Source organism: Pseudomonas sp. QD4 (assembly GCF_049199125.1).
Taxonomy (GTDB): domain Bacteria; phylum Pseudomonadota; class Gammaproteobacteria; order Pseudomonadales; family Pseudomonadaceae; genus Aquipseudomonas.
In genome coordinates, this window is the sequence record NZ_JBLZOM010000001.1 from 1373808 (window position 1) to 1399747 (window position 25940).

Consider the following 25940-nt stretch of genomic DNA (forward strand, 5'->3'; position numbering starts at 1 on the left):
CCCCCGGCTGGGTCCCCGCGCCGCTTCTACCCCTGGGGCGCGGGCCGCGGCGTCCCCCCCCCCCCCCTCCCCCTCCCCCCCGCCCGCCGCGGCCGCCCCCCCCCCCGGCTGCCTTCAGCCCTGGATAAACGCCAGCAAATCGGCGTTCAAACGCTCCTTGTGCGTGTCGGTCAGGCCATGGGGCGCGCCCGGGTACACCAGCAGCTGGGCGCCCTTGACCAGGCGCGCCGAGGCGATACCGGCGGTTTCGATGGGCACGATCTGGTCGTCGTCACCGTGCACCACCAGGGTCGGGATATCGAACTTGAGCAAGTCTTCGGTGAAGTCGGTCTCGGAAAACGCCTGGATGCAGTCGTAGGCATTTTTATGCCCGGCAAGCATGCCCTGCATCCAGAACCAGTCGATGCGGCCCTGGGACACCTCGGCCCCCGGCCGGTTGAAACCGAAAAACGGCCCGCTGGCGAGGTCACGGTAGAGCTGCGAACGGTCCGCCAGCGAACCCTGGCGCAAGCCGTCGAAGACCTCGCGCGGCACGCCCTTGGGGTTGGCCTCGGTCTTGAGCATCAGCGGCGGCACCGAAGAAATCAGCCCGGCCTTGGCTACCCGCGCCGTACCGTGACGACCGATGTAACGCGCCACCTCGCCACCGCCGGTGGAGAAGCCCAGCAGCACGGCGTCCTGCAGGTCCAGCAGTTCGATCAGTTGCGCCAGATCGTCGGCATAGGTGTCCATGTCGTTGCCGTCCCACGGTTGGCTGGAGCGACCGTGGCCCCGGCGGTCGTGGGCGATCACCCGGTAGCCTCGGGACGCCAGGAACAGCATCTGCGCCTCCCAGCTGTCGGCGTTCAGGGGCCAGCCGTGGCTGAAGACCACGGGTTGGCCGCTGCCCCAATCCTTGTAGTAGATCTCGCTGCCATCGCGGGTGGTAAAGGTGCTCATGGTGGGATTCCTCGTGGGTGGGTCGGGCGAACAACAATCGGCGCCGAGCGCCGGGTCAATCGGGATCAGGCCGCAGGCGCACGGCAATCTGCGCCACGCGTTGGCCGAGGCAGGCCGCGGTGCGTCGGTCGGCCAGCGCCAGCGCCGCCTGGAGCGAGTGTTCGGGCAACGACTGGGCCATGGCGCCCAGGGAACAGCCTAGTCGGTTCAGGGACGAGCCTTCGCCGCCGGTGCCAGGCAGCAGGCCCAGGCCGACCCAGATCATCCCGTGCTGAGAGGCAAACACCGCCAGTTGCAGCAGGCTGTTGAGGGTGTCGCCGCTGAGGCTGTCGGCATGGGTGAACCCGGCCGCCAGCTTGTCGCGCCAGGGCTGGGCCAGATAGAAGGCGGCGGTGGCGTCCATAAACCCGCGAAACGGCGCCGACAGGCTGCCCATGCAGGTGGGCGCGCCGAAGATAATCGCGTCGGCGCGGTGCAGCTCGTCCCAGTGCTCCTGCACCTGCTCCACCGCGATCAGGCAGCCATGGCTCCCGGGCTGGCTCTCGACACCGGCCAACACCGCTTCGGCCAGGCTGCGGGTCCGGCCGTACGCGCTGTGATAGACAATCGCCACCCTGCTCATCCTGGCATCCTCGATGGCTGGCCCTGCCGGTTCCGGGCGCCCGGGCGACTCCGTGGCACGGCCTCTAATCCGCCAATGGTTGGGCTTGGGCCCGCGTCAACACGAGTTAAACGTTGTTAATTTTCTGGCCCCTGCGCCGCCAGCAGACGATCGGCAATGCCCCGTAAATCCGGCGCGCAACCGCTCTGCGACGCGCCCTGGAGGAAAATCGCCGGCGTGCAGCGGGCGCGGTCCTCGTTGCGCAGCGGGTAAAACCTGAGGAATATGCTCAGGTTCATCGCCAGTCAGCGCACTGCCCGCCTGGGTCGGGTGTGGCCGTGGGCTTCGCGAGCCGAAAAAGAGACCGCCCCATGAGTCAGTACAAGCCCCTTGCCAGCGACCAGGCCGTGCATTTCGGCCCCTATCGCATCCACCCGCAACAGCGCCTGGTGCTGGAATCCGGGCGTCCGCTGCGCCTGGGCAAGCGGGCGGTCGATATCCTGCTGATCCTGCTGGAACACGCGGGCAATGTGGTGAGCAAACAGGAACTGATCGCCCGTGTCTGGCCTAAAAGCGTCGTCGAGGACGGCAACCTGCGGGTGCACATGGCGGCCTTGCGCAAGGCCCTGGGCGATGGCCAGGCCGGCCAGCGCTACATCGTCACCGTGGCTCAGCGCGGCTACAGTTTTGTCGCCCCCCTGAGCATCGAACCGGCGCCCTGCCACAGCGCCCCCCTGCCCCATGCCAGCCTCGGCCACAACCTGCCGCTGCGACGCACGCGGATGATCGGGCGCCAGGCCTTGATCGACAGCCTGGTGCAACAGCTGCCGCAACAGCGTTTTATCACCCTGACCGGCGCCGGCGGCATCGGCAAGACCACCGTCGCCCTGCGCGTCGCCGAGTTGCTGATCGGCCATTACCGCGACGGCATCCGCCTGCTGGACCTGGCGCCGCTCAACGACCCGGCGCTGATCGTGCCCAACCTCGCGGCCCTGCTCGACCTCACCCCCCGTGACCAGGATCCGCTGGGAGGCATTGCCGAGCAGTTGCGCGAGCGGCAGATGCTGCTGGTGATCGACAATTGCGAGCACCTGCTCGATGCCATCGCCCTGATCAGCGAGACCCTGCTGCGCAGCGCCCCGCAATTGCACATCCTGACCACCAGCCGCGAAAGCCTGCGGGCCGAGGGCGAGTCTGTGCAGCGTCTGGATTCCCTGGCCTGCCCGCCGGCGACCGAACCCCCGGACCGCGCCCGGGCCCTCGGCTACCCGGCCCTGCAATTGCTGCTGGAACGGGCGCTGTCGAACCAGGAAACCTTCGAACTGAGCGACGCCGAGCTGCCCCTGGCCATCGAGGTCTGCCGTCGTCTGGACGGCATTCCCCTGGCCCTGGAACTGGCGGCGGCACAAATCGCCCGCTTTGGCCTGCCCGGGCTCCTGACCCAGTTGCAGGGGCGCTTTCGCCTGCTGACCCGTGGCCGCGACTGCAGCCTGCCGCGCCAGCAGACCTTGCGCGCCACCCTGGACTGGAGCTTCGCCCTGCTCACCCCCTGCGAACAGATCTGCCTACGGCGCCTGGCGCTGTTTCGCGGCAGCTTTACCCTGGAGTCGGCGGCGGCGGTGATTGGCGGCGAACACATCGCCCCCGGCGAGGTGCTGGGTTCGGTGACGCAGTTGGTGGCCAAGTCGTTGCTGAACGTGGAAGCCGGCGACGACGAGGTGGCGTACCGCCTGCTGGACACCACCCGCAGCTACGCCCGGGAGAAACTCGCCGCTGCCGCCGAGTTGTTCGCCACCCGCGAACGCCACGCCGCACGCTGCCTGGCCCTGATGAAACAGGCCGAACATGACTGGGAGCTGCTCCCCAGCGCACAGTGGATCAGCCGCTATGCACCACACCGCGAAGACATCCGCGCCGCGCTCGATTGGGGCCTGGGCCCCCACGGCCCGCAGATCCTGGCCATCCGCCTGACCGCCAGTGCCATGCCGCTGTGGCAGGAACTATCGTTGCTCAAGGAGCACGGGCTGTACGTGAGCAAGGCCCTGGCCCTGCTGGAGCAGTTCGCCACGCCCTGCCCGCGCCTGAACATCAGCCTGCAGCTGGCCATGGGCAGTTTTTCGTACCACACCCGCGGCGCCACCGCGCACACCCTTCAGGCCTTTGTCAGTGCCCGGGAATTGGCCGAACACTGCGCCGACCTGCTCGGCCAGCTCAAGGCCGTCTCGGGGCTGATGGCGGTCAACCTGTGCTGCGGCAACTACCGGCAGGCCCAGGAGCAGAGCCGGCACTTCGAGCGCCTGGGGCCCCACGAGGAACCGGTGCTGGCCCTCAGCGCCCAGCGCTTGCAGGTGCTGGCGCAGCATTTTGTCGGGGACCAGGTGCTGGCCCGGCACAACGCCGAACAGGTGATCCAGCGCATGGCCCAGAGTGGCCACCTCAATCGCTTTACCCACGGTTTTGGCGTGCAGTACGACCAGAGCGTGGCGTCCCTGACCATCCTCGCGCGGATCCTGTGGCTGCAAGGTTTTCCGGAGCAGGCCTGGCGCACCGCCAGCCAGGCGCTGGAACTGGCGTTGCAGATCAACCATGGCACCTCGATCTGCTACACCCTGGCCCTGTCCGGCTGCGTCATCGCCCATTACAACGGCGACGCGCCGACGGCCCGGGCCTTGCTCGAACTGCTGCTGCAACAGGCGCAGAAACACTCGGTGCGGCTGTTCCACACCTGGGGCCGGCACTATGCCCAGGTGCTGGAAGCAACCCCCGGCGGCGCCGACCCCGAAACTGCCGAGGGCGACGGGCTGATCCGCGACATCATGCTGACCCTGCGCCCCGAGGTGGTGGACGACGCCCTGCTGCAACGCGCCAACAGCGGTGCCGCCGGCTGGAGCGCACCGGAGATTCTGCGGGTACGGGCCGACAACCTGCTGAGCCAGGATTGCCCGCAACAGACCCGCAGCGCCGAAGGGGTATTGCTCGAGGCGCTGGCCGTGGCTCGGCGCCAGGGCGCCCTGGCCTGGGAGCTGCGCAGCGCCACCTCACTGGCGCGGCTGTGGCAGCAGCAGGGTCGCTACCAGCAGGCACGGGATGTGCTGGAGCCGATCTACGCGCGCTTCACTGAAGGTTTCGCCACCCCCGACCTGATGCAGGTGCGGCGCCTACTCGACGACCTGCAACGCCAGCTCGCGGCCTGAGACCCAACTCGGGCAGCCGATGTAATGGGCATAACGCTGCTGCAAATGCTGCAACTGCAACGGGTCATCGAGTTTGTCGCGGGCGTAGGCGCGGGTAGTGTTGAGCAACCGATAGCGCAGGGCACCCGGTCGCGGTTCCAGGCTCAACAGGGACTTGGCCGCCAGGCGGCTCAACAGGTGACTCAGGTCGGCGTGCTCCAGGGCGCTGCCGACCACGCTGCGCCTGACCGCTGCCGGGCTGAAGCCGCCGGGAAACAACGCCAGGTGCTGGAACAGCCACTGCTCGGGCAGGCTCAGGCGTTCATAACTCCAGTCCAGGGCGGCCTTCAGGGTCTGATGCCGCTCCACGGCCGTGCGCCGGCCCTTGCCCAACACCTGCAAGCCGTTCTCCAGCTGGGCCTGCAAGCCGTGGATGCCCAGCGCCGCGACCTGGGCCGCCGCCAATTCCAGGGCCAGGGGCAGGCCATCCAGACGCCGGCAGATATCGCGCAGGGCCAGCAGGTCCTGCTCGCGCAGGCAAAAGCCCTGCTGCCCGGCACGGGCCCGACTGACAAACAGCTGCACCGCCGGATAGGCCAGTGCCTGGTTCACGCTGCGCAGCGCCGACAGCGGTGGCAGCGCCAGCACCGGCACCGCCTGTGCCCACTCGGCGGCTATCCGCAGCGGCTCGCGGCTGCTCAGCAGCAGTGACACCTGGGGCGCCGCCTGCAACAGCGCCAGCACCAGGGCCCGGCACGGCGCCAGCAGGTGCTCGCAGCCGTCCAGCACCAACAGCATCTGCCGCGGGGCCAGTTGCCGGCACAGATCGCTCAGCGAACCTTCGGGTTCCAGGCTCAGCCCCAGGCCGTGCGCCAGGTGTTTGATCAGCGCCGCCGGTTCGCGCAGCGCTCCCAGGTCGACCCGCCAGGCGCCATCGCGACAGCGTGGCAAACGCAATTCGGCCAGGCGCAGGGCCAGGGTGCTCTTGCCGACCCCGGCCGGGCCGACCAGCGTCACCAGGCGCTGCCCCGACAGCCGCCGCAGCAGGCTGCCCAGCAGTTCCTCACGACCGATCACCGGGCTCAGCCGCGCCGGCAGGTTGTGCCGTGGGCCCGAAGGCGTCGGGTCGCTGGCCAGACTTTCGCCCGGGGCGCGGCCATACACCGGGGCCACAAAACAGTAGCCGCGCTGCGGCAGGTTGATGATGTAGTGCTGGCCGTCGCGGCCATCGGCCAGGGCCCGGCGCAACGCGGCGATGTGCACCCGCAGGTTGATCTCCTCGACCACGCTGTGCGGCCAGACCCGGGCGATCAGGGTGTCCTTGCTGACGAACTGGCCGGCGCACTCCACCAGCACCAGGAGAAGTTCCAGGGCCCGTCCGCCCAACGGCAGCGGCCGCCCCGCTTCACTGACCAGGCGTTGCTGGCGCTGCAGGGTGAAAGGCCCGAAACGCAGCACCGCGTCGGGGTCATGGGGTTCAAGGCGGTTCATGTCATGCACTGTGGCGCGAAATGACCTGGCCAGGCACAGCGTCCTCAATCGGCGGACGGGCCAGGCCAAGCTCTGCGCATCCTTTTCCAGAGGGCTCGACGCTATCTTGGCAGGCGCACATGGCAGGGCAATGCTGGCACGGGGAGCGACACGGACATCACGGTGCCCTGCACGGCCATCCGCTCCTCAACTGAACTGCTGGCGGTACTGGGTCGGGGTCAGGCCGAGTTTTTCACCGAACAGAAAGCGCATGTGCCGCACGCTGCCAAAGCCACTGCGAAAGGCCACCGTCTTCAGCGGCAGGTCGCTGCTTTCCAGCAGGCTGCGGGCGCGGTCGATGCGCGCGCTCTGCAAAAACTCCATGGGCGTCATCTGCACCTCGCGTGCAAAGACCCGGGCAAAATGCCGCGCGCTCATGGCCGCCAGGCTGGCCATGCGCTCGATGCTGAAGGCTTCTTCCAGGTGCTCCAGGACATGGTTCTGCACCCGGGTAATCGGCGAGTCCTGGGCCGCTACGGCCGCCACCAGCGGGCTGAACTGTGCCTGGCTGCCCTGGCGTTTCATCACCACCAGCAACACTTTGGCCACTTCCAGGGCGACCTTCTTGCCATGGTCCTGAGCGACGATGGACAGCGCCAGGTCGATGCCCGCCGTGACCCCGCCGGAGGTGATCAGCCGACGGTCCTGGAGGTAAATGTGATCGGTCTCGACCAGGGCCTTGGGGAAGCTTTTGCCCAGGCGTTCGGTGTAGTGCCAGTGGGTGGTCACGCGGTGGCCGTCGAGCAACCCGGCATGCCCCAGGATAAAGGCCCCGGTGCAGATCGAACCGTAGCGCCGGGCACGCTGCGGCGCCGATTCGAGCCAGGCCAGCAACGGCAGGTGCCGCTGGTTGTAGGCCCCCGGCCCGCCCGGCACCAGCAGCAGGTCATAGCTGTCCAGGGACTGCTCCAAAGGGTGGTCGGCATGCACCAGCACCCCGTTCGAGGCGCGCAGCGCCGTCCGCTCGGTGCCGATGGTCGAAATCCGGTAATGGTCGGCGTCGGGCAGGTAACGGTTGGCGATGGAAAACACCTCCAGGGGCCCGGCCATATCGAGCAGGAGGAAGTCCGGAAACAGCACCATAGCCACGGTTTTGATCACAAAGAAGGCACTCGTCGGAGGCAAAGCTTGCAGGCCTGGAATCAGGCCCGCGCATTATGGCGAAGGTCTCGCCCCGGGTGGAATATTCCGCAACTCGGGGGTAAATACCGCTCACCCACTGTCAACCCAAAAGCGACAGTCATTCAACTTTCAGGCGCTTTTTGAGCCGACCGGTAACCATTAACCTTCTTCTCAACGCCGGAGCCCTGCATCTCGCAGCCCCGCTCCCCTTCAGGAGAAGACCTTATGCTGACCCTTCGCAAAGCCTCGGACCGCGGCGCCGCCAACCATGGCTGGTTGAAGTCGTTCCACACGTTTTCCTTCGCCAACTACTGGAACCCAAAGGAACAGGGTTTTTCCGACCTGCTGGTGATCAATGACGACCGGGTCGCCGCCGGCAAGGGTTTCGGCCAGCACCCGCACCGCGACATGGAGATTTTCTCCTATGTGCTCGAAGGCGCCCTGGAACACAAGGACACCCTGGGCACCGGTTCGGTGATCCGTCCCGGCGATGTGCAATTGATGAGTGCCGGCAGCGGCGTGGCCCACAGCGAGTTCAACCACAGCTCGACCCGGCCGGTGCACTTCCTGCAGATCTGGATCGTGCCCCAGGTCAGCGGCGCCGAACCGCGTTATCAGCAGGAGCACTTCAGCGCGCAGCAAAAACGCGGACGCTTGCAGCTGATCATCTCCCCAGACGGGGCCAAGGGTTCGCTGCATGTGCGCCAGGACGCGCGGGTCTACGCCGGTCTGTTCGACGGCGCCGAAGCCGCCAGCCTGACCCTGGACGCCGAGCGCTACGCCTACATCCACGTGGCGCGCGGCAGTCTGACGGTCAATGGCCAGCGGTTGCAGGAAGGCGACGGCGCGCGGTTGCGCAATGAGCGGGAAATCCACCTCGACCAGGGCGAGGATGCCGAAGTCCTGGTATTCGACCTGCGACCTCAGGACCTGCCGCAATTGCCATGACCCACAGCAACCCGGCACGGGCGACGTCCCCTGCCGGGTTGCGTTGTGGCGTGGATCAGATCAGGCGCTGGATCTTCTGATGCTGCCAGACCCGTTTGTAGTAGGCGCTCTGCAACGCCAGCATGCACAAGTAGGTCACCGGGAAAGCCATCCACACACCCTCAAGGCCGAAGTGCGCGCTGAACAGATAGGCCGCCGGCACCTCGATCGCCAGAATGCAGAAAATCGAAATCGTCACCGGCATCAGCACCGTGCCGCTGGCGCGCATGATGCCGCCCACCACCGCCTGGAAGCCGAACACCAGCATGCTCCAGAGCATGATGTGCAACAGGTGCTGGGCCTGGGCCTGGGTTGCCGGGTCGGTGATGAACAGCCCAAGCAGCCAGTGGGACAACAGGTAACCCAGGAGCACCAGGCCGCCGGTCAGCCAGACGTTGATCAGCAACCCGGTGCGCAGGATCGGCCCGATACGTTCCAGGCGCCCGGCACCAATCGCCTGGGCGCCGAGGATCGAGGCGGTAATGGCAATCGACAACGCCGGGAACTGCACGTAGTTGACGATCTGCGTCACCGCACCATAGGCCGCCGTGGCCTGGGAACCGTGCTGGTTGACCAGGGCCAGGATCACCAGCTCCGACAGCGAGATCACCACCATCTGCAAGCCGGTCGGCAGGCCGATGCGCAGCACCTTGCCGAGGATGTTCAGGTCCAGGCGCATGGCCGCGAACAGCCCACGGTCCAGCGCCAGCACATGTCGCTTGCGGTTCAGGCGCCAGGCCAGGACCGCCATGGCCGCGATATTGCCCGCCAGGCCGGCCAACGCCGCACTCTGGATGCCCATGCTCGGCAACCCCAGCCAGCCGCGAATCAGCGCCGGGGTCAGGAGCAGGCCGACGCAGGTCGACACCACCAGGGCCAGCAGCGGCGACAGCGTGTCACTGACCCCACGCAGCAGTTGGGTGAACAGCACAAACACCAGCAGCAGCGGCATGGTCAGCATCATCACCCGGGCATAGGACACCGCGTCCTCCAGCACATCCGCCGGGGTGCCCAGGCCCTGCAAGGCTTCCCGGGCAAACAGGCTGCCCACCACCGCCGCCAGCAAACCGATGATCGCCCCCAGCAACAGGGTCGCACCGGCAATCGCCTTGACCGTGCCCGGCTCCCGCGCGCCCCAGGCCTGGCCGATCAGCACGCCGGCCCCGGCGCCAAGGCCGATCACCAGGGCAATAAAGAAAAACACGATGGGGAACATCCCCGAGACCGCCGCCAAGGCCTGGGTGCCGAGCATCTGGCCGATGTAAATGCTGTTCAGGGTGCCCGACATCGATTGCAGGAAGTTGGACAGCACCATCGGCGCGAGAAACGCCAGGTAGATCTTCCATAGCGGGCGTTGTGTGGGGGTTTGCATGGAGGGGGCAGGTCTCGGCGGCAAATGAGGGGCAGGCAGGAAGATTCTACGTCATGGGCGGTCAAGGGGCGGGACGAAACAGCCGGCAGCGGCACGTCCAGGGGGGACGGGCCACGGCTCGACTCAAGCCAGGCAGACGCGGCGCCTGGCGCAGCCCTCAGTGGTTATCCTGATACGCCGCCAGTGCCTGGCAAGTGCGACAGCGGAACAGGTAGGCCGTCGGGCCCTGGTGTTTATCCAGGGCATTGAAAAAACCTTCCCATTGCGGGCCGTTGGGCAGGCCGGTGGAATCCTGCACCGCGAGGATCGCTTCGGCCCCCAGTTCCAGCAGTTCGGCGTGACCGGCCTTGCCCAGAAACTGCGCACCGTCGCCGCAATGGGTCAGCCACTGCTCCTGCTGCCAGCCATTGAAGCCGGGGGTGCGCTGGCTGATTTCGTCCCGGACCTGTTCGTCGAGGTCATCGTCGTCGGGGCCGATGCTGTCTTCGTCGGTAAAGGTCACGGCGAATTTTTCATGGGCGCTGCCATCGGCAATGCACCAAGGGCAGAAGCTCTCTTCATACTCTTCCACCGCGAACACCGGGCCCACGTAGATCAAGCCTCGGGGCCGCTCACAACAGATGCAGCTGGCCTCGGACGGCTCGACGGAACCGCTGGCGACCGGGTCGGGGTGGTAATTGAAATGGGGCAGATTCATCTGGACAGCTCCTGGCTCAGGCGATTTCGCCCTGAAGCCTGCCATCAGTCGACGCAAGAGTCACTCGCCATCTTGTCCTGTACCGCTCACCGCGTTGTAGCTACCGCGCAGGCACGAGGCTGCGCTGACCGGCATGGGCGCTGTGTTGGGTCAGGTGCAGGTGCAGTGTTCCAGAGGGCCAGCGCAGCCTGCGGCAGCGGCTACAAGGGTGGGTGGAGGTCGGTGAGGTAGGCGATGGCGTTGCGGTATTTTTCCAGGCGCTGGAAGTCTTTTTCGGTGGGGTTGTGCAGGCGCGCCAGGTCGCTGTTTTCGGCCAGGTCCGCCAGTTTTACCACCCGTGCGATGGGGTCGCGGCCGGCACGTTCGACGAACAGCGGGTAGTCTTCGCCCTCGCGCTTGGTCAGGGCGTCAATGGCTGCCAGCACCGCCTGACTGAAGCCCTGTTCGCGCAATTCGTCGAGGGTCACCGGGGTGTCTTCCACCACGTCGTGCAACACCGCGGCCATGCGTTCCTCAAGCGTCGAGACACGCATCATGACCTTGAGCGGATGCAGGATATAGGGCGAACCGCCCTTGTCGAACTGGCCCTCGTGGGCCTGGGCGGCAATGGCGATGGCTCGCTCCAGTGTGCTCATGGGCTGACCCTTGCTGCGCGGGGCCGATGGCCGTGGGTGAGTACTGTGCCGGTGTTGTTCATGGATACCTCCTGTGATCCGCGGTGCTCGATCTTAAGCGCCCCGAGCCGTCTGCCGCTATCAATTGCGCGCCAGGGCCAGCAACAGATCGCCTTTGGCGCCCGCAGTTCCACCTGCTACATAAATTGTCTGCCCGCCCTACCGGTGATCGGATCCGTCGAGCCGCCCACGCAAGGCTTGACCCTGATCAAGTGCCGCCCGCGCCACAGGCGTAAATGATCAGCAACCCTTTCACTTTTCAGAGACTCGACCATGCCCAGCACCTCAAGCCTGCGCCCTGCCCCGCTGTCATTTCCGGCCCAACAGGGCCAGCACTGGATCGATCGCCTGAACGACGGCAGCCCGGTGCTGATCCGTCCGTTGCGCGCCCAGGACCGCGAGCGTGAAAAAGCCTTTATCGAAAACCTCTCGCCGCTGACCCGGCATCAGCGCTTTCTGGGTGAAGTGAAGGAAGTCGACGGCCGCCTGCTGGACCAGTTGATGGATGTCGGCACCCGGGAGCGAGTGGCCTTTGTCGCGCTGGTCCACGACAACGGCAGCCTGCGGGAGATCGGCATCAGCCGTTATGCCCAGGCCGGGGATGGCGCGGATGTCTGCGAGATCGCGGTGACCGTGGCCGATGACTGGCAACAACGCGGCCTCGGCGCGCTGTTGTTGCAGCACCTGATCGACGAAGCCCGCAGCAATGGTTTCAAACACCTGTACTCGGTGGACAGCGCCGCCAACCGCAGCATCCGCGAGCTGACCAGCGCCCTGGGCTTCAGCCACAGGACCGACCCGGACGACGCCACCCAGGTGATCCACAGCCTGGACCTGTAAGCCCCTGGAACCAGGGGCGCGGCTCAATGGATGCTCAGGTGGCGCACTTCGCAGGTGTCGACATCGATATGGCACAGGCGCCCCTCGCGGTCGAACAGCAGCCAGTGGGAATCACCCATGCGCAGGTGGGCGATGCTCTGTTGCGGCCAGGTCATGGTCGCCGCCAGGCGGTCGTCGCTGCGGCTGATAAAGTGCCAGCGCTGCTCGTGCTCGCCGACCAGGTAATCGATCAATAGCCACTTCTGGCTGGCAAACACCTGGGGCGGATGAAACAGGTCTTCGCCCAGGCCCGGCAGGTACCAGCTCTTGCGACTGCCGCCCATGGCCAGCACCAGGGTCGACTCGGCGCTGTCGCCGTCCTTGATCGAGCCCTGCAACACATCCCCGGAGGCCGTCAGCACCTGGAACTGGCCGACCTCGGTCAGCGGCGGCACATCATCGCGACCCTGCAAGCGTCGCCCCGGCAACCGGTAATGCCAGCGCTCGCTGCCGCGCTCCCCGGCATCCAGCAACAGGTACTCGTGTTCGGCGTCGCCGTTGATCCCCAACAGGCTGCCCGGCAGGTCGCTGACGTGCCACAAGGTCTCGAACCCGCGATCGACATCCACCACCCGCACCTGGCGCTCGGCGCCTATGGTCCAGGCGCAGCCATCGAAACTTCGGGAAAAATGCTCCATCACCAGCACCCCGAGGTCGATCACCCGACGCTGCACCAGGTCCAGCTTGCTCACGCGCCACACCGCATCGCGCCGGGCCAGCACCAGGGCCACCTGCCGGCTATGGCCCAGCACAATGTGCCAGGCCGGGGCCGCCAGACTGAACAGGGGCGCGCCGTGGCGATCGACCACCAGCGTCCCGGCTTCGCCCAAGGCCAGCAGGTAGCGCTCGTCGTCCAGCAGCACCGCATCGAAAATCACCCGGCTGCCGCTCTCCCCGGCCACCCATTCCAGGGTCGACAGGACCGAGTGCAGCGGTGTCGGTTTGGAGCGCTGCAACAGTTGGGTCGGCAGGTCAACGCGCAGCAGCTTGTCGCTGCTCAACTTGACCAGCAACTGCACCTGATGGGCGAGCAACGGGCCAAGGCCTTGCGCCACGTCGGCCAGCACTGCATGCACAATGGCCCCCGCCAGCCAGGCCAGGGAACCGCCATGGCTGCGGTGCTGCAACAGCGCCCGGACCAGCACCGCGCGCTCCTCGCAGCGCTGCGGGTCATCGCGCAGTTGCTGCACATAGTCGCGGTAGGTCTCCAGGGTGTCGGGCAGCAGGATCGCGCGCTTGACCAGGGCCGCTGCCGCCAGCCCGCCACCGGCGGCTTCGGCATCGAGCAACCAGCGGGCTGCGCGCTCCCGTTCATCCGGCAGGTTCCAGATCACCTCCACCGCCTGCAACCACAGGCCCTTGCTGGTCAGCGCCTCGGCCCATTCCAGGCGCAGTTTGTTGGCGATTTCCGGCCATTTGCCCTGAAGCATCAACACCGCTTCGTTGAAGGCATCGTCCCGGCGCGCCACCTGCAATGCCCGTGGCCAGTCATCGGCCAGGCACAGCAGGCGCACGATCAGTGGCGCCGACATGTCCCAGGCCAGGGCCAGTTCGGCGGCCTGGGTAAAGCGCTGGTGGCGCTCCAGATAATCCAGGGCCTCCTGGCGGGCGTGCAGCAGCTCGGCGAGCACAAACACCGCCTCTTCGATCCGCCCTTCCCGATCCAGGCGGGTAAAACTTTGCCGATACAGCTGCCGCAGATGGGCTTGCATGTCATCGGGAAACAACATCGCCCGACTCGCCCCACGGGCCTCCCCGAGCTTGAGTTCCTGGCGCCGTTCGGGGGTGCCGAAAGCCTGCTCGCCGGAGGGCTCGCCCCCCAGGGGGATCGCGTGACGCAGGGCTTCTTGCAAGTCGCCGCGCTCGAACATGTCGAGCATGCGCCGCAGATAGGCCGCCTGGCGCTTGCCGTACAGATCCCGCAGGCGCGAACCCAGGGTCAGGCGGCTCAGCCAGCGCCGCCACTGGGCCGGTTTGGCGCGCCCGGCCTGGGCCCGCTGGCGGATGCCCGGGGCGGCCGGCGCGGCGGCACTGGCCGGCGCCGACGGCGCCCAGCCCTGGCTGTTACGCCGCAGCAGCTTGCCCAGCAGCGCGAGCATGGCGGTGAACAGGATGGCACTGAGCACCAGGGCCAGGATCCAGCCGCCGAAATCGCCCGCCGACTTCAGCGGCTCCGGGCTCGCCGCGCTCGGCAGGCTGCTGGACCGATCGCGGATCCAGGGCTTGAGCCACGCCAACAGCCCCGCCAGGACCAGGCCCGCCAGCAGCAGTTTTTCCCAGAGCCCACCGATGCCGCCGATACCGCTGCCCGTCCGTGCGCCAGGACTGGCACCGGTGTTCGCGGGGCTCGCGGGGGCCTGCCGCCCCTCGCGCTGTTGTTGCTGCTGGCGCTCGATCATCGCCTGCATCACCGCGGCGCGCTCCGGGTCCGGCGCCGCCAGCGCAGGCCCGAGCACCTGCCGCAGGTCGGTTTCCACGGCGATGGGCTGCAATACCGGAGCCGGCAGCGCGACCACACAATCGAAGGTGTCGAGCAGCGGGTAGTCACCGACCTCCAGCCAGCGCCCGGGTTCGATCAACTGCCCGTCGCCAAGGTGCAAGGCCAGGACCTGGCTGCCGCGCACCAGCCACAGGTCGGCCGCCGGCAGCCGAGCGATTTCCCCGGCATCCAGCTGCGCCGAACACAGGGCTCGGCCGTGACGAATCAGGGGCCAGCCCAGCAGTGCCTCGCACAGCACCGATTGGGGGGCGGCAAAGCGCAGCAGATCGCCCTGGGCAAAGCGGTAGAGCCGCGCCCCGGCCTGCCAGTGGCTGAGGATCAGGCGCCGACGCTCGGGTTCCGGGCAGCGTTCGGCACTGAACCACAGGCCTTCGATGCGCTGCCGGCCACGCAACAGCGGATGGCGTATCGGCTCCAGGCCTGGCTCATGCATGGGCTGCATCCTTCTCGGGCGCCAGGTTACAGAACAGCTGCAGGCGCATTTTGCGCTGGCGCACCGAGTACACCAGCAGCTCGCGGGCGCCGGTCAGTACCGCGAGCAACCCGCTGATCGGGCAGAAACTGCTTTTGACCACCGGGTGGCTGGTGCTGAACAGCACCTCCTGGCGGCCCTCGAAGTACAGGGCAAAGGTCTGCTGGTCGGGGCCCATCAGCAGCATCGAACAGCTCTCGTCCTTGCGCACCAGGCCCAGCCCGCGCCAGCCCGGGGCCAGGCTGATCTGCTCGTGCGGGGCCGGGTAACTGGCCGGGGTCAGCAGGCGCCAGCTTTCACTGCCATTGTTCACCGTCAGCAAGGCACAGGCCCCGAAGCCGTGGCGCCAGGCGAAACCGGCGGCGATCAGCACCTGGCTGACGCCCTCGGCAGCGCCCACCACGAAGCGGTCAAGCCCGCCGCCATTGACCCCGGCGGTGTGGGCCTGCAACTGGCCACGCTCATTGCGGACATACACCAGGGTTTCGTGCTCGACCTTGGCCATGCCCAGCACCCGGTCGGCGAGGAAATGGGTCTTGCCCAGCTCTTGATCGGCGCGCAGCGGGTAGACCCGCATGGTCCAGAACGCCAAATGGCCTTGGGTATCGAGCAGGTACAGACGCCCGGCGTCGCGGCTGCGCAGCCAGGCGGTGGGCAGCAGGCTGGCGGTGCCCGGCGGGATCTTCAGCTGCTCGATACCCGGCCGTGGCACATTCACCAGCCCGGACATTTTCCAGAACACCAACTGCTGCTCATCGCTGAGCACCGCGCCAAAGGTGCGACTGAGAAAGGCCATGCTCAGCGGACTGCGACCGGCCGCCCAGAGGTGGCGACGGATCTCGATTTTCTTCTTCTGCTGCTCGGTGGGCAGCTTGATCACCACTGCGCCGGGCTGGCCCAGCAGCGCCAGGGCCACATAGTTGCCGGCACTGGAGATCACCGGTGGCAGGGTCAGGGCCACCCGTGGCGCGGCCTCGTCATGACGCACCGGGGCGGCTTGCACGCTGTCGAATTCGCCCCGCAGCAAACCCATGGCTGCTGCGTTGTCGGGCATTGGCAACTGCAACCGGGCACGCCCGGAACCCAGCACCTCGAAACTCAGGGCGCTGCCATCCAGGTCCCGCTGCACCTGTACCCGGTGGCTGCACAGCGGGTCGTTGGCGTCGATCGGCAGGCGTTGCCCCACCGCCCAGCATTCGCCCGCCGCCAGCTCCTGCTGCCCCAGCCATTCACTCCAGGCCTGCCAGTGCGCGGCGCTGACGCAGGCAAACACCCGCTGGTCCAGCAGGCGCTTGATCTGCGCCACCGAGTCCAGCTCGTACAGGCGCGGCGTGGCTTGCAGGATGCCCCAGCGAAACTGCGCGCCGGCTTCCCGCGCCCGACGCGCCAGGAGGATCAGCAGTGCCACATGCACCAGGCGCGAGGCACCCAGTTGCAATGGACCGGCATCAAACAGCACCACAATCAGCGCGTTGGCCTGATGCGCGCGGTACTGCGGGGCGACAAACAGATGCTCGCCACCGGCGGCCCGCCGCAGAAACTCATCGGGCACTTCCTCCGCCAGCAGCCATTCGCTGGACAACAGCCGCTCGTAGGGCCCTCGGCGTTGCAAGTCGCCCAAGCCGTCGGGCTCGGGCACACCATTTTGCTGGCGACCACGCAACGGCCCGAGCACCGGGTTGATCCGTCCCAGCAAATCGGCGAACCCGGGCAGCAGTTCGGGAGCGAACCAGCCTAGCCATTCGCTCCAGGGTTCCAGCGCTTGAGGTAATTGCATGTCAGGGCTCCGCCCAGTAGGCGGCGATTCGCGCCAGGTGTTGCGCGCTGACCGGCAGTTGTCGGTGCAGGGGGATCAGCGCCTTCGGCTGGTGCCAGAGCAGCAGCGGCGTCGATGAACAACGCGCCAGCAACGCCTGAGCCAGCAACGCTGGCGGCACGTCGGGCTGGTAGTGGGTCGGCAGCCAGAGCTGCGGAGCCTCAGGGTCGGGCGCGGCGTATTGCAGGCCTTCGATCCACGGCAGATCGGCCTCTTCGCCCAGCACCAGCAGTACCTGGGCATTGGCCGTCGCTTGCAGCCGCGCGGCCTGGGAGGCCGGCAGCTGTTGCAGTCGGGCGTGCAGGCGCCGGGCGACATCGCCCCAGGCCACCGCCGCGCGGGCGACAACCGGCTCGGCCCGGGGCTGCCAGTTCCAGCTCAATCCAGGCGCTTGCGTCATGCGCCGCCAGACAACTGGCTGGCCAATTGGCCCCGCAGGCCTTGCAACGGCTCGGGCAAGGTGGCGCTGTCGAAATTGGCGTCGATTTCCCGCAGCAGGCTTTCCACGGCGGCGTGATCGGCCAGCGGGCGCTGCAACAGTTCGAGGGCGGTTTCCTGCAGACGATTGACCCGCGACAGCGGCTGCAAGGTCGCCTCCTCCACCGCGCTGAACAGATGGCTGTTGCTCGACGCGGCAAACAGCTCGCGCAGCACTTCGCGCCCGCGTTGCTGGGTTTCCTGGGTCGGCAGCACGTAGAGCAGCGGCCACAGGTCGGCGTCGGTGGCCTGGGTGCGGCCGCTCAACAGCGCGGCGGCGGCGATCAGGCGCTGGGACTTGACGATGCGCCGGTCGGACAGGGCAATGCCCGCTTCGCGCAGACGGCGGATAGCCGTGGCCAGCAGTGGCCGCGCCTGGTCGAGGTCGACGCTTTTCAGCGCCTGGCTCAGGGTGTCGAGCTGGCTCAGCCCCAGCAATTGCTGAACCGGACGCTGCTCGGACTGCCAACCGCCGCTGAGCATGGCTTCGAGCTGGTTGTCCGGCACCGACTCGACAAACAGGTGCAGCAGGAAGCGGTCGCCGAACGCGGCCAGGGCCTCGTCGTCCGGCAGGCCGTTGGCGGCGCCGACACAGACCCGCAACGGGCACTGGATCTGGGTGTGGCCACGGCGGAAACGCCGCTCGTTGAGCACCCCGAGCAGGGTGTTGAGAATGGCCGTGGAGCCGAGGAACACCTCATCGAGAAACACGATATCGGCCTCGGGCAGCATGCCGCTGACATCGGTCTCGACCGTACCTTCACGCAGTTTTTTCAGGTCGACCGCGCCAAACAGCTCCGAAGGCTCGGTGAACCGGCCCAGCAGGTATTCGAAGTAGCGCCCGCCCATGGACTGGGCAACACGCCGCACCACGGCGCTTTTCGCAGTGCCCGGCGGGCCGATCACCAGCAGGTGCTCCTGGGCGACGGCGGCCAGCACAATCAGCTCGGCCAGTTGCTCACGGCCTACCAGGCCTTCAGTGGCGACCCGGACCGCGCTTCGAACCTGCGCCGCGGCGCTCTGCAATGAGGCGATCATCACTGTCTTCCCTGAAATCAAAGCGCAGGATTCTGCCTGATCCGCCCCTGATCGCAAAGCGCGCATTGCGCCGGGGCGTCGGGCGGCGCCTTATTCCAGATGGGCCCAGGTCATGCGGAACGAGGCACCGCCCCACTCCGAATCACCGACTTCGACATGCCCGCCATGGGATTGCGAGACCCGCCGCACCAGAGCCAGGCCCAGGCCAAAGCCGCCGGTGCGCCGATCGCGGCTGGCATCGAGGCGGGAAAAGGGTTCAAAGACCTTCTCCCGCCCATCGATCGGCACCCCGGGCCCGTCGTCGTTGACCCGCACTTCATAACCGTCGCCCTGGCGCACCAGCGACACCTCGACCCGCTGTTCGGCATAGCGAATCGCGTTGCGCAGCAGGTTGATCACGGCCCGCGCCATAAACCGTGGCTCGATGCGGATCGAATCGACCTGGCAGGTGCGAACCCGCAGTTGCACCCCGGCCGCCTCGGCCTCCAGGGCAACACTGCCCACCACACTGTCGAGCCAACTGTGGGCCTGGATATCTTCGCGCTTGATCACCGTGGCCCCGCGTTCGAGGCTGGCATAGGTCAGCAGCTCGGAGACCATTTCCTCCAGTTCGCCGAGGTCCGAGTACATATCGGCGATCAGCTCGCGGTTTTCCCGGGGGTCGGGTTGCTGCCGGAGCTGGTCGAGTTCAAAGGACAACCGGGCAATCGGCGTGCGCAGCTCGTGGGACACCGCGTTGGTCAGCTCGCGCTGGTTGGCGATCAGGCCCTCGATGCGCCCGGCCATGCGGTTGAAGTGCTCGGCCAGGTCACGGATGTTCGAGCGCCGCGACAGGTGCAGGCGCGTGCCCAGGTCGTTGTTGCCAAAACGCTCGGCGGCCAGCCGCAGCTGCTCCAGGTCCCGCCAGTGCGGGCGCACCCAGAAGTACAGGACGATGCCCACCAACGCGCCGAGCAAGGCATAGGCGGCGATGGTGTAGAGGATGGTCAGCGAGGGTTCTTCCGGCAGCTTGATGCTCAGCAGCTGCGGGCCGCCGTCAATGTTGGCGATGAACTCGGTGAAGGTCTGGCGCACCACCAGCTGGTTGCTGTCCAGCAGCGCCTGCTCCCGGGGGCTGAGGCCCAGTTCAGCGGCCTGCACCAGCTTCAATTGCAAGCCATAGTGCGGCTTGAGCTGTTCCAGTTGCTGCTCGCGCCCCTGGCTGTCGTAGGGCCGCAGTTTCTCCGTCAGGCTGTAGGCCGGGCCGCGCACCGCATCACGGTTATAGGCTTCCAGCGGGTCACTGAGCACCGTGGTGAAGATATGGTCGACCGCCGTGATGGCCCCGGCAAAACCAATGGCCAGGACAATGTACAAGCCCAGGAAAAGCCGCAGCATCTAAAGCTCCCACGCGAACGGATTGAACAGATAGCCCTTGCCCCAGATGGTCTTGATGCACAGCGGCTCGCGCGGGTTGTCCTTGAGCTTGGCCCGCAGCTTGCTGATATAGACGTCGACGCTGCGGTTGAGGCCGTCGAAGGCGATCCCGCGCATGCGGTTGAGAATGTCGTCCCGCGACAGGATCTTGCCCGCCGAGCTGGCCAGCAGCCACAGCAGTTCGAACTCCATGGTGGTCAGCTCGATCCCTTCGCCTTCAAGGCGCACTTCGCGGCAACTGCGATCGATGCTCAGGCTGCCGAACTCCAAGTTGCCGCGCGCCGGCGCCTCGGGCACCTGGCGCCGTTGCAGGGCGCGCAGGCGAGCCAGCAGCACCGGCGGCTTGATCGGCTTGATCACATAATCGTCGGCGCCGGACTCCAGCCCCAGGATGTGGTCCAGGTCATCTTCCTTGGCAGTGAGGATCACGATCGGGGTGTCGGACACCGCGCGGATTTCCCTGCACACGTGCAGCCCGCTCTGCCCCGGCAGCATCAGGTCGAGGACGACGATTTTCGGCTTGAACTCAAGGAACGCGGCCAACGCCACGTCGCCGCGATGCACGGTGCGGACTTCAAATCCGTGCTGGCACAGGAAGTGCGCGATCAGCCCGGCGAGCTTTTCGTCATCCTCCACCAGCAATACTTTGCCAAGACCCAGGTTATCCATAAGTACCCGTCTGCGACCCGCCCATTTTCAGTGCGCGCATTATAGGGCCCAACAGGTGAATCCACGGCTACGCCAATACGCAAAAACCGGCCATTGCGGCCGGCTTTGCGCGAACTTTCATTCTTTTAAGAGTTTTTTACAATTTGCCTGTTTTTTTACACGGACCCGATCCGTTTTACAGAGTAGGCACGCCGCTGTGGAAGCGGAACTCGACGTCCGGCGACTCGATCAGTTCCTGCTCCGCCGCGCGCACCCGCTCGATGACCTGGGCGATGTCCTTGGCGTCACCGTACTGGTAGGCCAGCTTCAGGTAACCCTGGAAGTGCCGGGCCTCGCTCTTGAGCAGGCCGAAATAGAACGTGCCCAACTCTTCGTCCAGGTGCGGCACCAGGGCCTCGAAACGCTCGCAGCTGCGAGCTTCGATAAAGGCCCCGACCACCAGGGTGTCCACCAGCTTTACCGGCTCGTGGCTGCGCACCACCTTGCGCAGGCCCGAGGCATAACGCCCGGCCGACAGCTGGCGCAGCTCGATCTTGCGCTTTTTCATCAGGCGCATGACCTGCTCGTGGTGCACCAGCTCTTCACGCGCCAGGCGCGACATCAGGTTGATCAGGTCGACATGGGAGTGGTACTTGGCGATCAGGCTCAGGGCGGTGCTGGCGGCCTTGAACTCGCAGTTCTTGTGGTCGATGAGCAGGGTTTCCTGATCCGCCAGCGCGGCCTGGACCCAGCCATCCGGGGTGCGGCAGCCGAGGAACTCGTGAATTTCCGGCAGGCTCATGGCTGCACTTCCAGCGGGGCAAAGGACTCACAAAGCAGGGCGGCGGCAATATCACGGGTCAATAACATGAGGCTCACGGACAAAAGGTTCACGGCGAAGGTCGCCGATTATACCGGCCGCGCCACAGACCACCAGTCGCGCCGCTTGATGTGCATCAACATCCTGCCCGGTGCGCAGCAACTATAGTTGTGCAGGCACGCCCTCATCCCTTCTGGAGATCCCGACATGCAAGCCATCCGCAGCATCCTGGTGGTTATCGAGCCCGAGCATTCCGAAAGCCTCGCGCTCAAGCGCGCCAAGCTGATCGCCGGGGTGACCCAGGCCCACCTGCACCTGCTGGTCTGCGATAAAAAGCACGAGCATTCGGCGCTGCTCAGCGTGCTCAAGAGCAGCCTGTCGAGCGAGGGCTACAGCGTGACCACCGAGCAGGCCTGGAATGACAGCCTGCACCAGACCATCATCGACGTGCAGCAGGCCGAGGGCTGTGGCCTGGTGATCAAGCAGCACTTTGCCGACAACCCGCTGAAAAAGGCCCTGCTCACCCCTGCCGACTGGAAGCTGCTGCGCTACTGCCCGACCCCGGTGCTGCTGGTCAAGACCTCCAAGCCCTGGGCCGGCCAAGTGATCCTGGCGGCCATCGACGTCGGCAACACCGACGGCGAACACCGCGCCCTGCACAACAGCATCGTCGACCACGGCTTCGACATCGCCAGCCTGGCCAAGGCCCGGCTGCATGTGATCAGCGCCCACCCCTCGCCCATGCTGTCGGCGGCCGACCCGGTGTTCCAGCTCAAGGAAACCATCGAGGCGCGCTACCGCGAGCAGTGCAAGGCGTTCCAGGCCGAATTCGATATCGACGACGCGCACCTGCATATCGAAGAAGGCCCGGCGGATGTGCTGATCCCCCACACCGCCCATCAGCTGCAGGCGGCGGTGACCATCATTGGCACCGTGGCGCGCACCGGGCTGTCGGGCGCCCTGATCGGCAATACCGCGGAAGTGGTGCTCGACTCTCTGGAAAGCGACGTGCTGGTGCTCAAGCCGCAGGAAATGATGGACCACCTGGAGGAGTTGGCGGCCAAGGGCTGAAAAGCCTGTTAGCGCGGGCACTGCGCTCTTGTGGCGAGGGAGCTTGCTCCCGCTCGGGCGCGCAGCGGCCGTAAATGAGGGCGCGGCGGTGGGTCAGGCAGCTTGACGTGACAGGGTTGGGGCCTGTTGCACAGGCCAGCGGGAGCAAGCTCCCTCGCCACAGCCCCCCCTCGCCACAGGTGTTCACTCAGGCGCCAAATGCGTCCTTGAGAAACCCCGGTGCGATGTAGCGCTGGTAGTGGGCTTCCGACAGCAGGAAGAATTCCCGATCAATGGCATCGCGCAGTTCCGGCAGGCTCCAGTCGCGGAACTCCGGCAGCAACACCATCCCGTAGGCATCCAGCTGGCTGATGACCCGCGCCCCACGGGCGATCAACTGGTAGGCCCAGCAGTATTGCGACTGGTGCGGCACAAAGCGGATCTTGCGCGCCTCCAGCTGCCCGCGCAGGCGCTGGGCGTCGAAAATCTCCAGTTTGCCGGCCATCACCTGCACCAGCAGCTGTTCCAGACGCAGCCACACCGCGCGTTTTTCTTCCTCGTTGTAGCCATTCCAGTGAATCACTTCATGGTGGAAGCGCTTGCAGCCACGGCACACCAAATCACCGTAGACAGTGGAGCAGAGGCCGACGCAGGGGGTCTTGATAGTCTGATTGGGCATAGGTAGGGAGTACGCGGAAAAGCAAAACAGGAGCGCATGTTAGCCCTTTGTCTAACATTGATCACCCCTCAAACTTCGGGGCCTAACTTACCTTTAAATTTTTTTTCCCGTAGAATCAGCCAGCCTTTTTAGGCGCCAATGTCCGTTTGAAGCTGTTTTCAAAGCGTCACGAGCACAGTCGTTCCTTCAGAACGGTGTTGGCGAAGGGTTTTTCCAGCGGGGAAAAGCCCAACGCCAACCCTCATCAGCTCCCCGTTCTGCAGGCGTAAAACTTTGAAAGCAGCTTCTGTAAGGAATTGTCGGTAATTCTGGCTAAGTGGCCCACAACGCCACGCAGCGCATGAGTACGGCAATTTCGGGATGAGCGTCCCGGACACCCATTTGGGACCACTGATGAGGGTAATACTGTGCTTGAAGCCTACCGCAAACATATCGAAGAGCGTGCAGCCCTGGGTATCGTTCCCCAGCCGCTTAACGCCGAACAAACCGCAGGCCTGGTCGAGCTGCTGAAAAATCCTCCGGCTGGCGAAGAAGAATTCCTCGTTGACCTGATCACCAACCGCATTCCACCAGGCGTTGACGAAGCTGCTTACGTCAAGGCCGGTTTCCTGTCTGCCCTGGCCAAGGGCGAAGCCACTTCCCCTCTGATCGACAAGAAACGCGCTGTTGAACTGCTCGGCACCATGCAAGGCGGCTACAACATCGTGACCCTGGTCGAACTGCTGGACGACGCCGAGCTGGCGCCGGTCGCTGCCGCCCAACTCAAGCACACCCTGCTGATGTTCGATGCGTTCCACGACGTGGCTGAAAAAGCCAAGGCCGGCAACCAGCACGCCAAAGCCGTGATCCAGTCCTGGGCCGACGGCGAGTGGTTCAAGAACCGCCCAACCCTGGCCGACAAGATCAGCCTGCGCGTGTTCAAGGTCACCGGCGAAACCAACACCGACGACCTGTCCCCTGCCCCGGATGCCTGGTCCCGCCCTGACATCCCGCTGCACGCCCTGGCCATGCTGAAAATGGCTCGCGAAGGCATCGTGCCGGACGAGCAAGGCAAGACCGGCCCGATGAAGCAGATCGAAGAAATGCGCGGCCAAGGCTTCCCGATCGCCTACGTCGGTGACGTGGTCGGTACCGGTTCGTCGCGTAAGTCGGCCACCAACTCCGTACTGTGGTTCTTCGGCGACGACGTTCCTTACGTGCCGAACAAACGCGCTGGCGGCTTCTGCTTCGGCAGCAAGATCGCTCCCATCTTCTACAACACCATGGAAGATGCCGGCGCACTGCCTATCGAGTTCGACGTTACCAACATGAACATGGGCGACGTGATCGACCTGTACCCCCATGCTGGCAAAGTCTGCAAACACGGCACCGATGAAGTCCTGACCACCTTCGAAATGAAGACCCCGGTCCTGTTGGACGAAGTTCGTGCCGGCGGCCGTATCCCGCTGATCATCGGCCGTGGCCTGACCGAGAAAGCCCGTACCGAACTGGGTCTGCCACCGTCGGACCTGTTCAAGAAGCCTGAAGCACCGGCTGAAAGCACCAAGGGTTTCACCCTGGCGCAGAAAATGGTCGGCAAGGCTTGCGGCGTAGCAGGCGTTCGTCCTGGTACTTACTGCGAACCGAAAATGACCACCGTCGGCTCCCAGGACACCACCGGTCCAATGACCCGTGACGAACTGAAAGACCTGGCGTGCCTGGGCTTCTCCACCGATCTGGTGATGCAGTCGTTCTGCCACACCGCGGCCTATCCAAAGCCGATCGACGTGACCACCCACCACACCCTGCCTGACTTCATCATGACTCGTGGCGGTGTATCGCTACGTCCAGGCGACGGCATCATCCACAGCTGGCTGAACCGCATGCTGCTGCCGGACACCGTCGGCACCGGTGGTGACTCCCACACCCGTTTCCCGATGGGCATCTCGTTCCCGGCCGGTTCCGGCCTGGTAGCGTTCGCCGCCGCCACGGGTGTTATGCCACTGGACATGCCGGAATCGATCCTGGTGCGCTTCAAGGGCGAAATGCAACCGGGTATCACCCTGCGTGACCTGGTTCACGCCATTCCTTACTACGCGATCCAGGCTGGCCTGCTGACCGTAGAAAAGAAAGGCAAGAAGAACGCCTTCTCCGGCCGCATCCTGGAAATCGAAGGCCTGGACAACCTGAGCATCGAACAAGCCTTCGAGCTGTCCGACGCCTCGGCCGAACGTTCGGCTGCCGGTTGCACCATCAAGCTGTCGAAAGAGTCGATCACCGAGTACCTGAGCTCCAACATCACCCTGCTGCGCTGGATGATCGGCGAAGGCTACGGCGATGCGCGGACCCTGGAACGTCGTGCTCAAGCGATGGAAGCCTGGATCGCCAACCCTGAGCTGATGGTGGCTGATGCCGACGCCGAATACGCCGAAGTCATCGAAATCGACCTGGCTGAAATCAAGGAGCCTGTGCTCTGCGCGCCGAACGACCCGGACGACGCCCGTCTGCTGTCCAGCGTTGCTGGCGAGAAGATCGACGAAGTGTTCATCGGTTCGTGCATGACCAACATCGGTCACTTCCGCGCTGCCGGTAAGCTGCTGGATCAGGTCAAGGGCCAGCTGCCAACCCGTCTGTGGCTGTCGCCGCCGACCAAGATGGACGCTCACCAACTGACCGAAGAAGGCTACTACGGCATCTACGGCAAGGCTGGCGCGCGCATGGAAATGCCGGGCTGCTCGCTGTGCATGGGTAACCAGGCACGCGTAGAGCCGAACTCGACCGTTGTGTCGACTTCGACCCGTAACTTCCCGAACCGTCTGGGTGATGGCGCGAACGTCTACCTGGCTTCGGCCGAGCTGGCGTCGGTGGCTTCGATCCTGGGTCGCCTGCCGACCGTCGAGGAGTACATGGAATACGCCGCTCAGATCAACACCATGGCCAGCGATGTGTATCGCTACCTGAGTTTTGACCAGATCGCCGAATTCCGTGAGGCTGCCGCGAATGCCAACATTCCGGTGATCCAAGCCTAACGTTGTAAAGCACTGAAGAACGCCGCGTATTCCACGATACGC

General features: G+C 65.6%; 20 protein-coding genes. 5 read left to right on the top strand and 15 right to left on the bottom strand.

The features are described 5' to 3' along the window. Positions 1 to 114: 114 nt before the first annotated feature. Both ACOZJV_RS05870 and ACOZJV_RS05875 read right to left on the bottom strand, forming a co-directional pair. The gene (locus ACOZJV_RS05870) at positions 115 to 939 is read right to left on the bottom strand and encodes an alpha/beta fold hydrolase (RefSeq protein ID WP_078471406.1); all 825 of its coding nucleotides are present in this window, start codon (positions 937 to 939) and stop codon (positions 115 to 117) included. A gap of 55 nt (positions 940 to 994) precedes the next feature. Beyond that, complete coding sequence (locus ACOZJV_RS05875; RefSeq protein WP_421547072.1) at positions 995 to 1561, bottom strand: flavodoxin family protein; 567 nt, start codon at positions 1559 to 1561, stop codon at positions 995 to 997. Between the two features lie 350 nt (positions 1562 to 1911). On the opposite strand from ACOZJV_RS05875, the gene ACOZJV_RS05880 reads away from it, so the two are divergent. Continuing rightward, positions 1912 to 4734 (top strand): ATP-binding protein, encoded by a 2823-nt coding sequence (locus ACOZJV_RS05880; RefSeq protein ID WP_421547073.1) that lies wholly within the window; start codon positions 1912 to 1914, stop codon positions 4732 to 4734. On the opposite strand, the gene ACOZJV_RS05885 is transcribed toward ACOZJV_RS05880, so the two are convergent. Both ACOZJV_RS05885 and ACOZJV_RS05890 read right to left on the bottom strand, forming a co-directional pair. Then, the gene (locus ACOZJV_RS05885; RefSeq protein WP_421547074.1) at positions 4699 to 6204 is read right to left on the bottom strand and encodes an ATP-binding protein; all 1506 of its coding nucleotides are present in this window, start codon (positions 6202 to 6204) and stop codon (positions 4699 to 4701) included. The genes ACOZJV_RS05880 and ACOZJV_RS05885 overlap by 36 nt on opposite strands. A 186-nt stretch (positions 6205 to 6390) precedes the next feature. Then, complete coding sequence (locus ACOZJV_RS05890) at positions 6391 to 7341, bottom strand: GlxA family transcriptional regulator (RefSeq protein ID WP_421547587.1); 951 nt, start codon at positions 7339 to 7341, stop codon at positions 6391 to 6393. Positions 7342 to 7590: 249 nt separating this feature from the next. Here ACOZJV_RS05890 and ACOZJV_RS05895 point away from each other — a divergent pair, with 249 nt between their 5' ends. Continuing rightward, on the top strand, positions 7591 to 8313 hold the full coding sequence (locus ACOZJV_RS05895) for a pirin family protein (RefSeq protein ID WP_201130659.1): 723 nt from the start codon (positions 7591 to 7593) through the stop codon (positions 8311 to 8313). A gap of 55 nt (positions 8314 to 8368) precedes the next feature. Here ACOZJV_RS05895 and ACOZJV_RS05900 read toward each other — a convergent pair whose 3' ends face one another. The 3 genes from ACOZJV_RS05900 to ACOZJV_RS05910 all read right to left on the bottom strand — a co-directional run bounded on the left by ACOZJV_RS05900 (position 8369) and on the right by ACOZJV_RS05910 (position 11056). Continuing rightward, complete coding sequence (locus tag ACOZJV_RS05900) at positions 8369 to 9724, bottom strand: MATE family efflux transporter (RefSeq protein WP_078471411.1); 1356 nt, start codon at positions 9722 to 9724, stop codon at positions 8369 to 8371. Between the two features lie 157 nt (positions 9725 to 9881). Then, the gene (locus ACOZJV_RS05905) at positions 9882 to 10421 is read right to left on the bottom strand and encodes a CbrC family protein (RefSeq protein ID WP_201130657.1); all 540 of its coding nucleotides are present in this window, start codon (positions 10419 to 10421) and stop codon (positions 9882 to 9884) included. 200 nt (positions 10422 to 10621) lie between these two features. Next, complete coding sequence (locus ACOZJV_RS05910) at positions 10622 to 11056, bottom strand: HD domain-containing protein (protein ID WP_078471413.1); 435 nt, start codon at positions 11054 to 11056, stop codon at positions 10622 to 10624. A gap of 312 nt (positions 11057 to 11368) precedes the next feature. Here ACOZJV_RS05910 and ACOZJV_RS05915 point away from each other — a divergent pair, with 312 nt between their 5' ends. After that, positions 11369 to 11935 carry a GNAT family N-acetyltransferase gene (locus tag ACOZJV_RS05915; protein WP_078471415.1) on the top strand — a complete coding sequence of 189 codons (567 nt, stop codon included), beginning with the start codon at positions 11369 to 11371 and terminating at the stop codon, positions 11933 to 11935. A 23-nt stretch (positions 11936 to 11958) separates the two neighbouring features. Here ACOZJV_RS05915 and ACOZJV_RS05920 read toward each other — a convergent pair whose 3' ends face one another. The 7 genes from ACOZJV_RS05920 to ACOZJV_RS05950 all read right to left on the bottom strand — a co-directional run bounded on the left by ACOZJV_RS05920 (position 11959) and on the right by ACOZJV_RS05950 (position 21143). Further along, positions 11959 to 14907: a bpX6 domain-containing protein gene (locus tag ACOZJV_RS05920; RefSeq protein WP_421547075.1), complete on the bottom strand. Its 2949-nt coding sequence runs from the start codon at positions 14905 to 14907 to the stop codon at positions 11959 to 11961. Continuing rightward, on the bottom strand, positions 14900 to 16723 hold the full coding sequence (locus ACOZJV_RS05925) for a hypothetical protein (RefSeq protein WP_421547076.1): 1824 nt from the start codon (positions 16721 to 16723) through the stop codon (positions 14900 to 14902). Before ACOZJV_RS05925 ends, ACOZJV_RS05920 begins: the two co-directional genes overlap by 8 nt. Position 16724: 1 nt before the next feature. Then, positions 16725 to 17162 (bottom strand): hypothetical protein, encoded by a 438-nt coding sequence (locus ACOZJV_RS05930; protein WP_421547077.1) that lies wholly within the window; start codon positions 17160 to 17162, stop codon positions 16725 to 16727. Next, positions 17159 to 18277, bottom strand: a complete 1119-nt coding sequence (locus tag ACOZJV_RS05935) for an AAA family ATPase (protein WP_421547078.1) — start codon at positions 18275 to 18277, stop codon at positions 17159 to 17161. Before ACOZJV_RS05935 ends, ACOZJV_RS05930 begins: the two co-directional genes overlap by 4 nt. 90 nt (positions 18278 to 18367) lie before the next feature. After that, the gene (locus ACOZJV_RS05940; protein WP_421547079.1) at positions 18368 to 19654 is read right to left on the bottom strand and encodes an ATP-binding protein; all 1287 of its coding nucleotides are present in this window, start codon (positions 19652 to 19654) and stop codon (positions 18368 to 18370) included. Next, positions 19655 to 20362 (bottom strand): winged helix-turn-helix domain-containing protein, encoded by a 708-nt coding sequence (locus ACOZJV_RS05945; RefSeq protein WP_078471421.1) that lies wholly within the window; start codon positions 20360 to 20362, stop codon positions 19655 to 19657. Between the two features lie 175 nt (positions 20363 to 20537). After that, positions 20538 to 21143 carry a tRNA-(ms[2]io[6]A)-hydroxylase gene (locus ACOZJV_RS05950; protein WP_078471422.1) on the bottom strand — a complete coding sequence of 202 codons (606 nt, stop codon included), beginning with the start codon at positions 21141 to 21143 and terminating at the stop codon, positions 20538 to 20540. A gap of 225 nt (positions 21144 to 21368) precedes the next feature. Between ACOZJV_RS05950 and ACOZJV_RS05955 the strand changes: the two genes are divergently transcribed. Continuing rightward, entirely contained in the window at positions 21369 to 22232 is an 864-nt protein-coding gene (locus ACOZJV_RS05955) for a universal stress protein (protein WP_078471423.1), read from the top strand. Positions 22233 to 22419: 187 nt separating this feature from the next. On the opposite strand, the gene ACOZJV_RS05960 is transcribed toward ACOZJV_RS05955, so the two are convergent. After that, on the bottom strand, positions 22420 to 22890 hold the full coding sequence (locus ACOZJV_RS05960) for a DUF1289 domain-containing protein (protein WP_078471424.1): 471 nt from the start codon (positions 22888 to 22890) through the stop codon (positions 22420 to 22422). Between the two features lie 407 nt (positions 22891 to 23297). Between ACOZJV_RS05960 and acnB the strand changes: the two genes are divergently transcribed. After that, entirely contained in the window at positions 23298 to 25898 is a 2601-nt protein-coding gene (gene acnB, locus ACOZJV_RS05965; protein WP_078471425.1) for a bifunctional aconitate hydratase 2/2-methylisocitrate dehydratase, read from the top strand. The last annotated feature ends 42 nt before the right edge of the window (positions 25899 to 25940 follow it).

Bases quoted from the DNA above. Each gene is read 5' to 3' on its own strand.
- ACOZJV_RS05885 (WP_421547074.1), bottom strand. From the start codon at position 6,204: ATGAACCGCCTTGAACCCCATGACCCCGACGCGGTGCTGCGTTTCGGG.
- ACOZJV_RS05945 (WP_078471421.1), bottom strand. From the start codon at position 20,362: ATGGATAACCTGGGTCTTGGCAAAGTATTGCTGGTGGAGGATGACGAA.
- ACOZJV_RS05880 (WP_421547073.1), top strand. From the start codon at position 1,912: ATGAGTCAGTACAAGCCCCTTGCCAGCGACCAGGCCGTGCATTTCGGC.
- ACOZJV_RS05875 (WP_421547072.1), bottom strand. From the start codon at position 1,561: ATGAGCAGGGTGGCGATTGTCTATCACAGCGCGTACGGCCGGACCCGC.
- ACOZJV_RS05920 (WP_421547075.1), bottom strand. From the start codon at position 14,907: ATGCATGAGCCAGGCCTGGAGCCGATACGCCATCCGCTGTTGCGTGGC.
- ACOZJV_RS05940 (WP_421547079.1), bottom strand. From the start codon at position 19,654: ATGCTGCGGCTTTTCCTGGGCTTGTACATTGTCCTGGCCATTGGTTTT.
- ACOZJV_RS05870 (WP_078471406.1), bottom strand. From the start codon at position 939: ATGAGCACCTTTACCACCCGCGATGGCAGCGAGATCTACTACAAGGAT.
- ACOZJV_RS05950 (WP_078471422.1), bottom strand. From the start codon at position 21,143: ATGAGCCTGCCGGAAATTCACGAGTTCCTCGGCTGCCGCACCCCGGAT.
- ACOZJV_RS05960 (WP_078471424.1), bottom strand. From the start codon at position 22,890: ATGCCCAATCAGACTATCAAGACCCCCTGCGTCGGCCTCTGCTCCACT.
- ACOZJV_RS05910 (WP_078471413.1), bottom strand. From the start codon at position 11,056: ATGAGCACACTGGAGCGAGCCATCGCCATTGCCGCCCAGGCCCACGAG.
- ACOZJV_RS05900 (WP_078471411.1), bottom strand. From the start codon at position 9,724: ATGCAAACCCCCACACAACGCCCGCTATGGAAGATCTACCTGGCGTTT.
- ACOZJV_RS05935 (WP_421547078.1), bottom strand. From the start codon at position 18,277: ATGATCGCCTCATTGCAGAGCGCCGCGGCGCAGGTTCGAAGCGCGGTC.
- ACOZJV_RS05915 (WP_078471415.1), top strand. From the start codon at position 11,369: ATGCCCAGCACCTCAAGCCTGCGCCCTGCCCCGCTGTCATTTCCGGCC.
- ACOZJV_RS05895 (WP_201130659.1), top strand. From the start codon at position 7,591: ATGCTGACCCTTCGCAAAGCCTCGGACCGCGGCGCCGCCAACCATGGC.
- ACOZJV_RS05930 (WP_421547077.1), bottom strand. From the start codon at position 17,162: ATGACGCAAGCGCCTGGATTGAGCTGGAACTGGCAGCCCCGGGCCGAG.
- ACOZJV_RS05925 (WP_421547076.1), bottom strand. From the start codon at position 16,723: ATGCAATTACCTCAAGCGCTGGAACCCTGGAGCGAATGGCTAGGCTGG.
- ACOZJV_RS05955 (WP_078471423.1), top strand. From the start codon at position 21,369: ATGCAAGCCATCCGCAGCATCCTGGTGGTTATCGAGCCCGAGCATTCC.
- ACOZJV_RS05905 (WP_201130657.1), bottom strand. From the start codon at position 10,421: ATGAATCTGCCCCATTTCAATTACCACCCCGACCCGGTCGCCAGCGGT.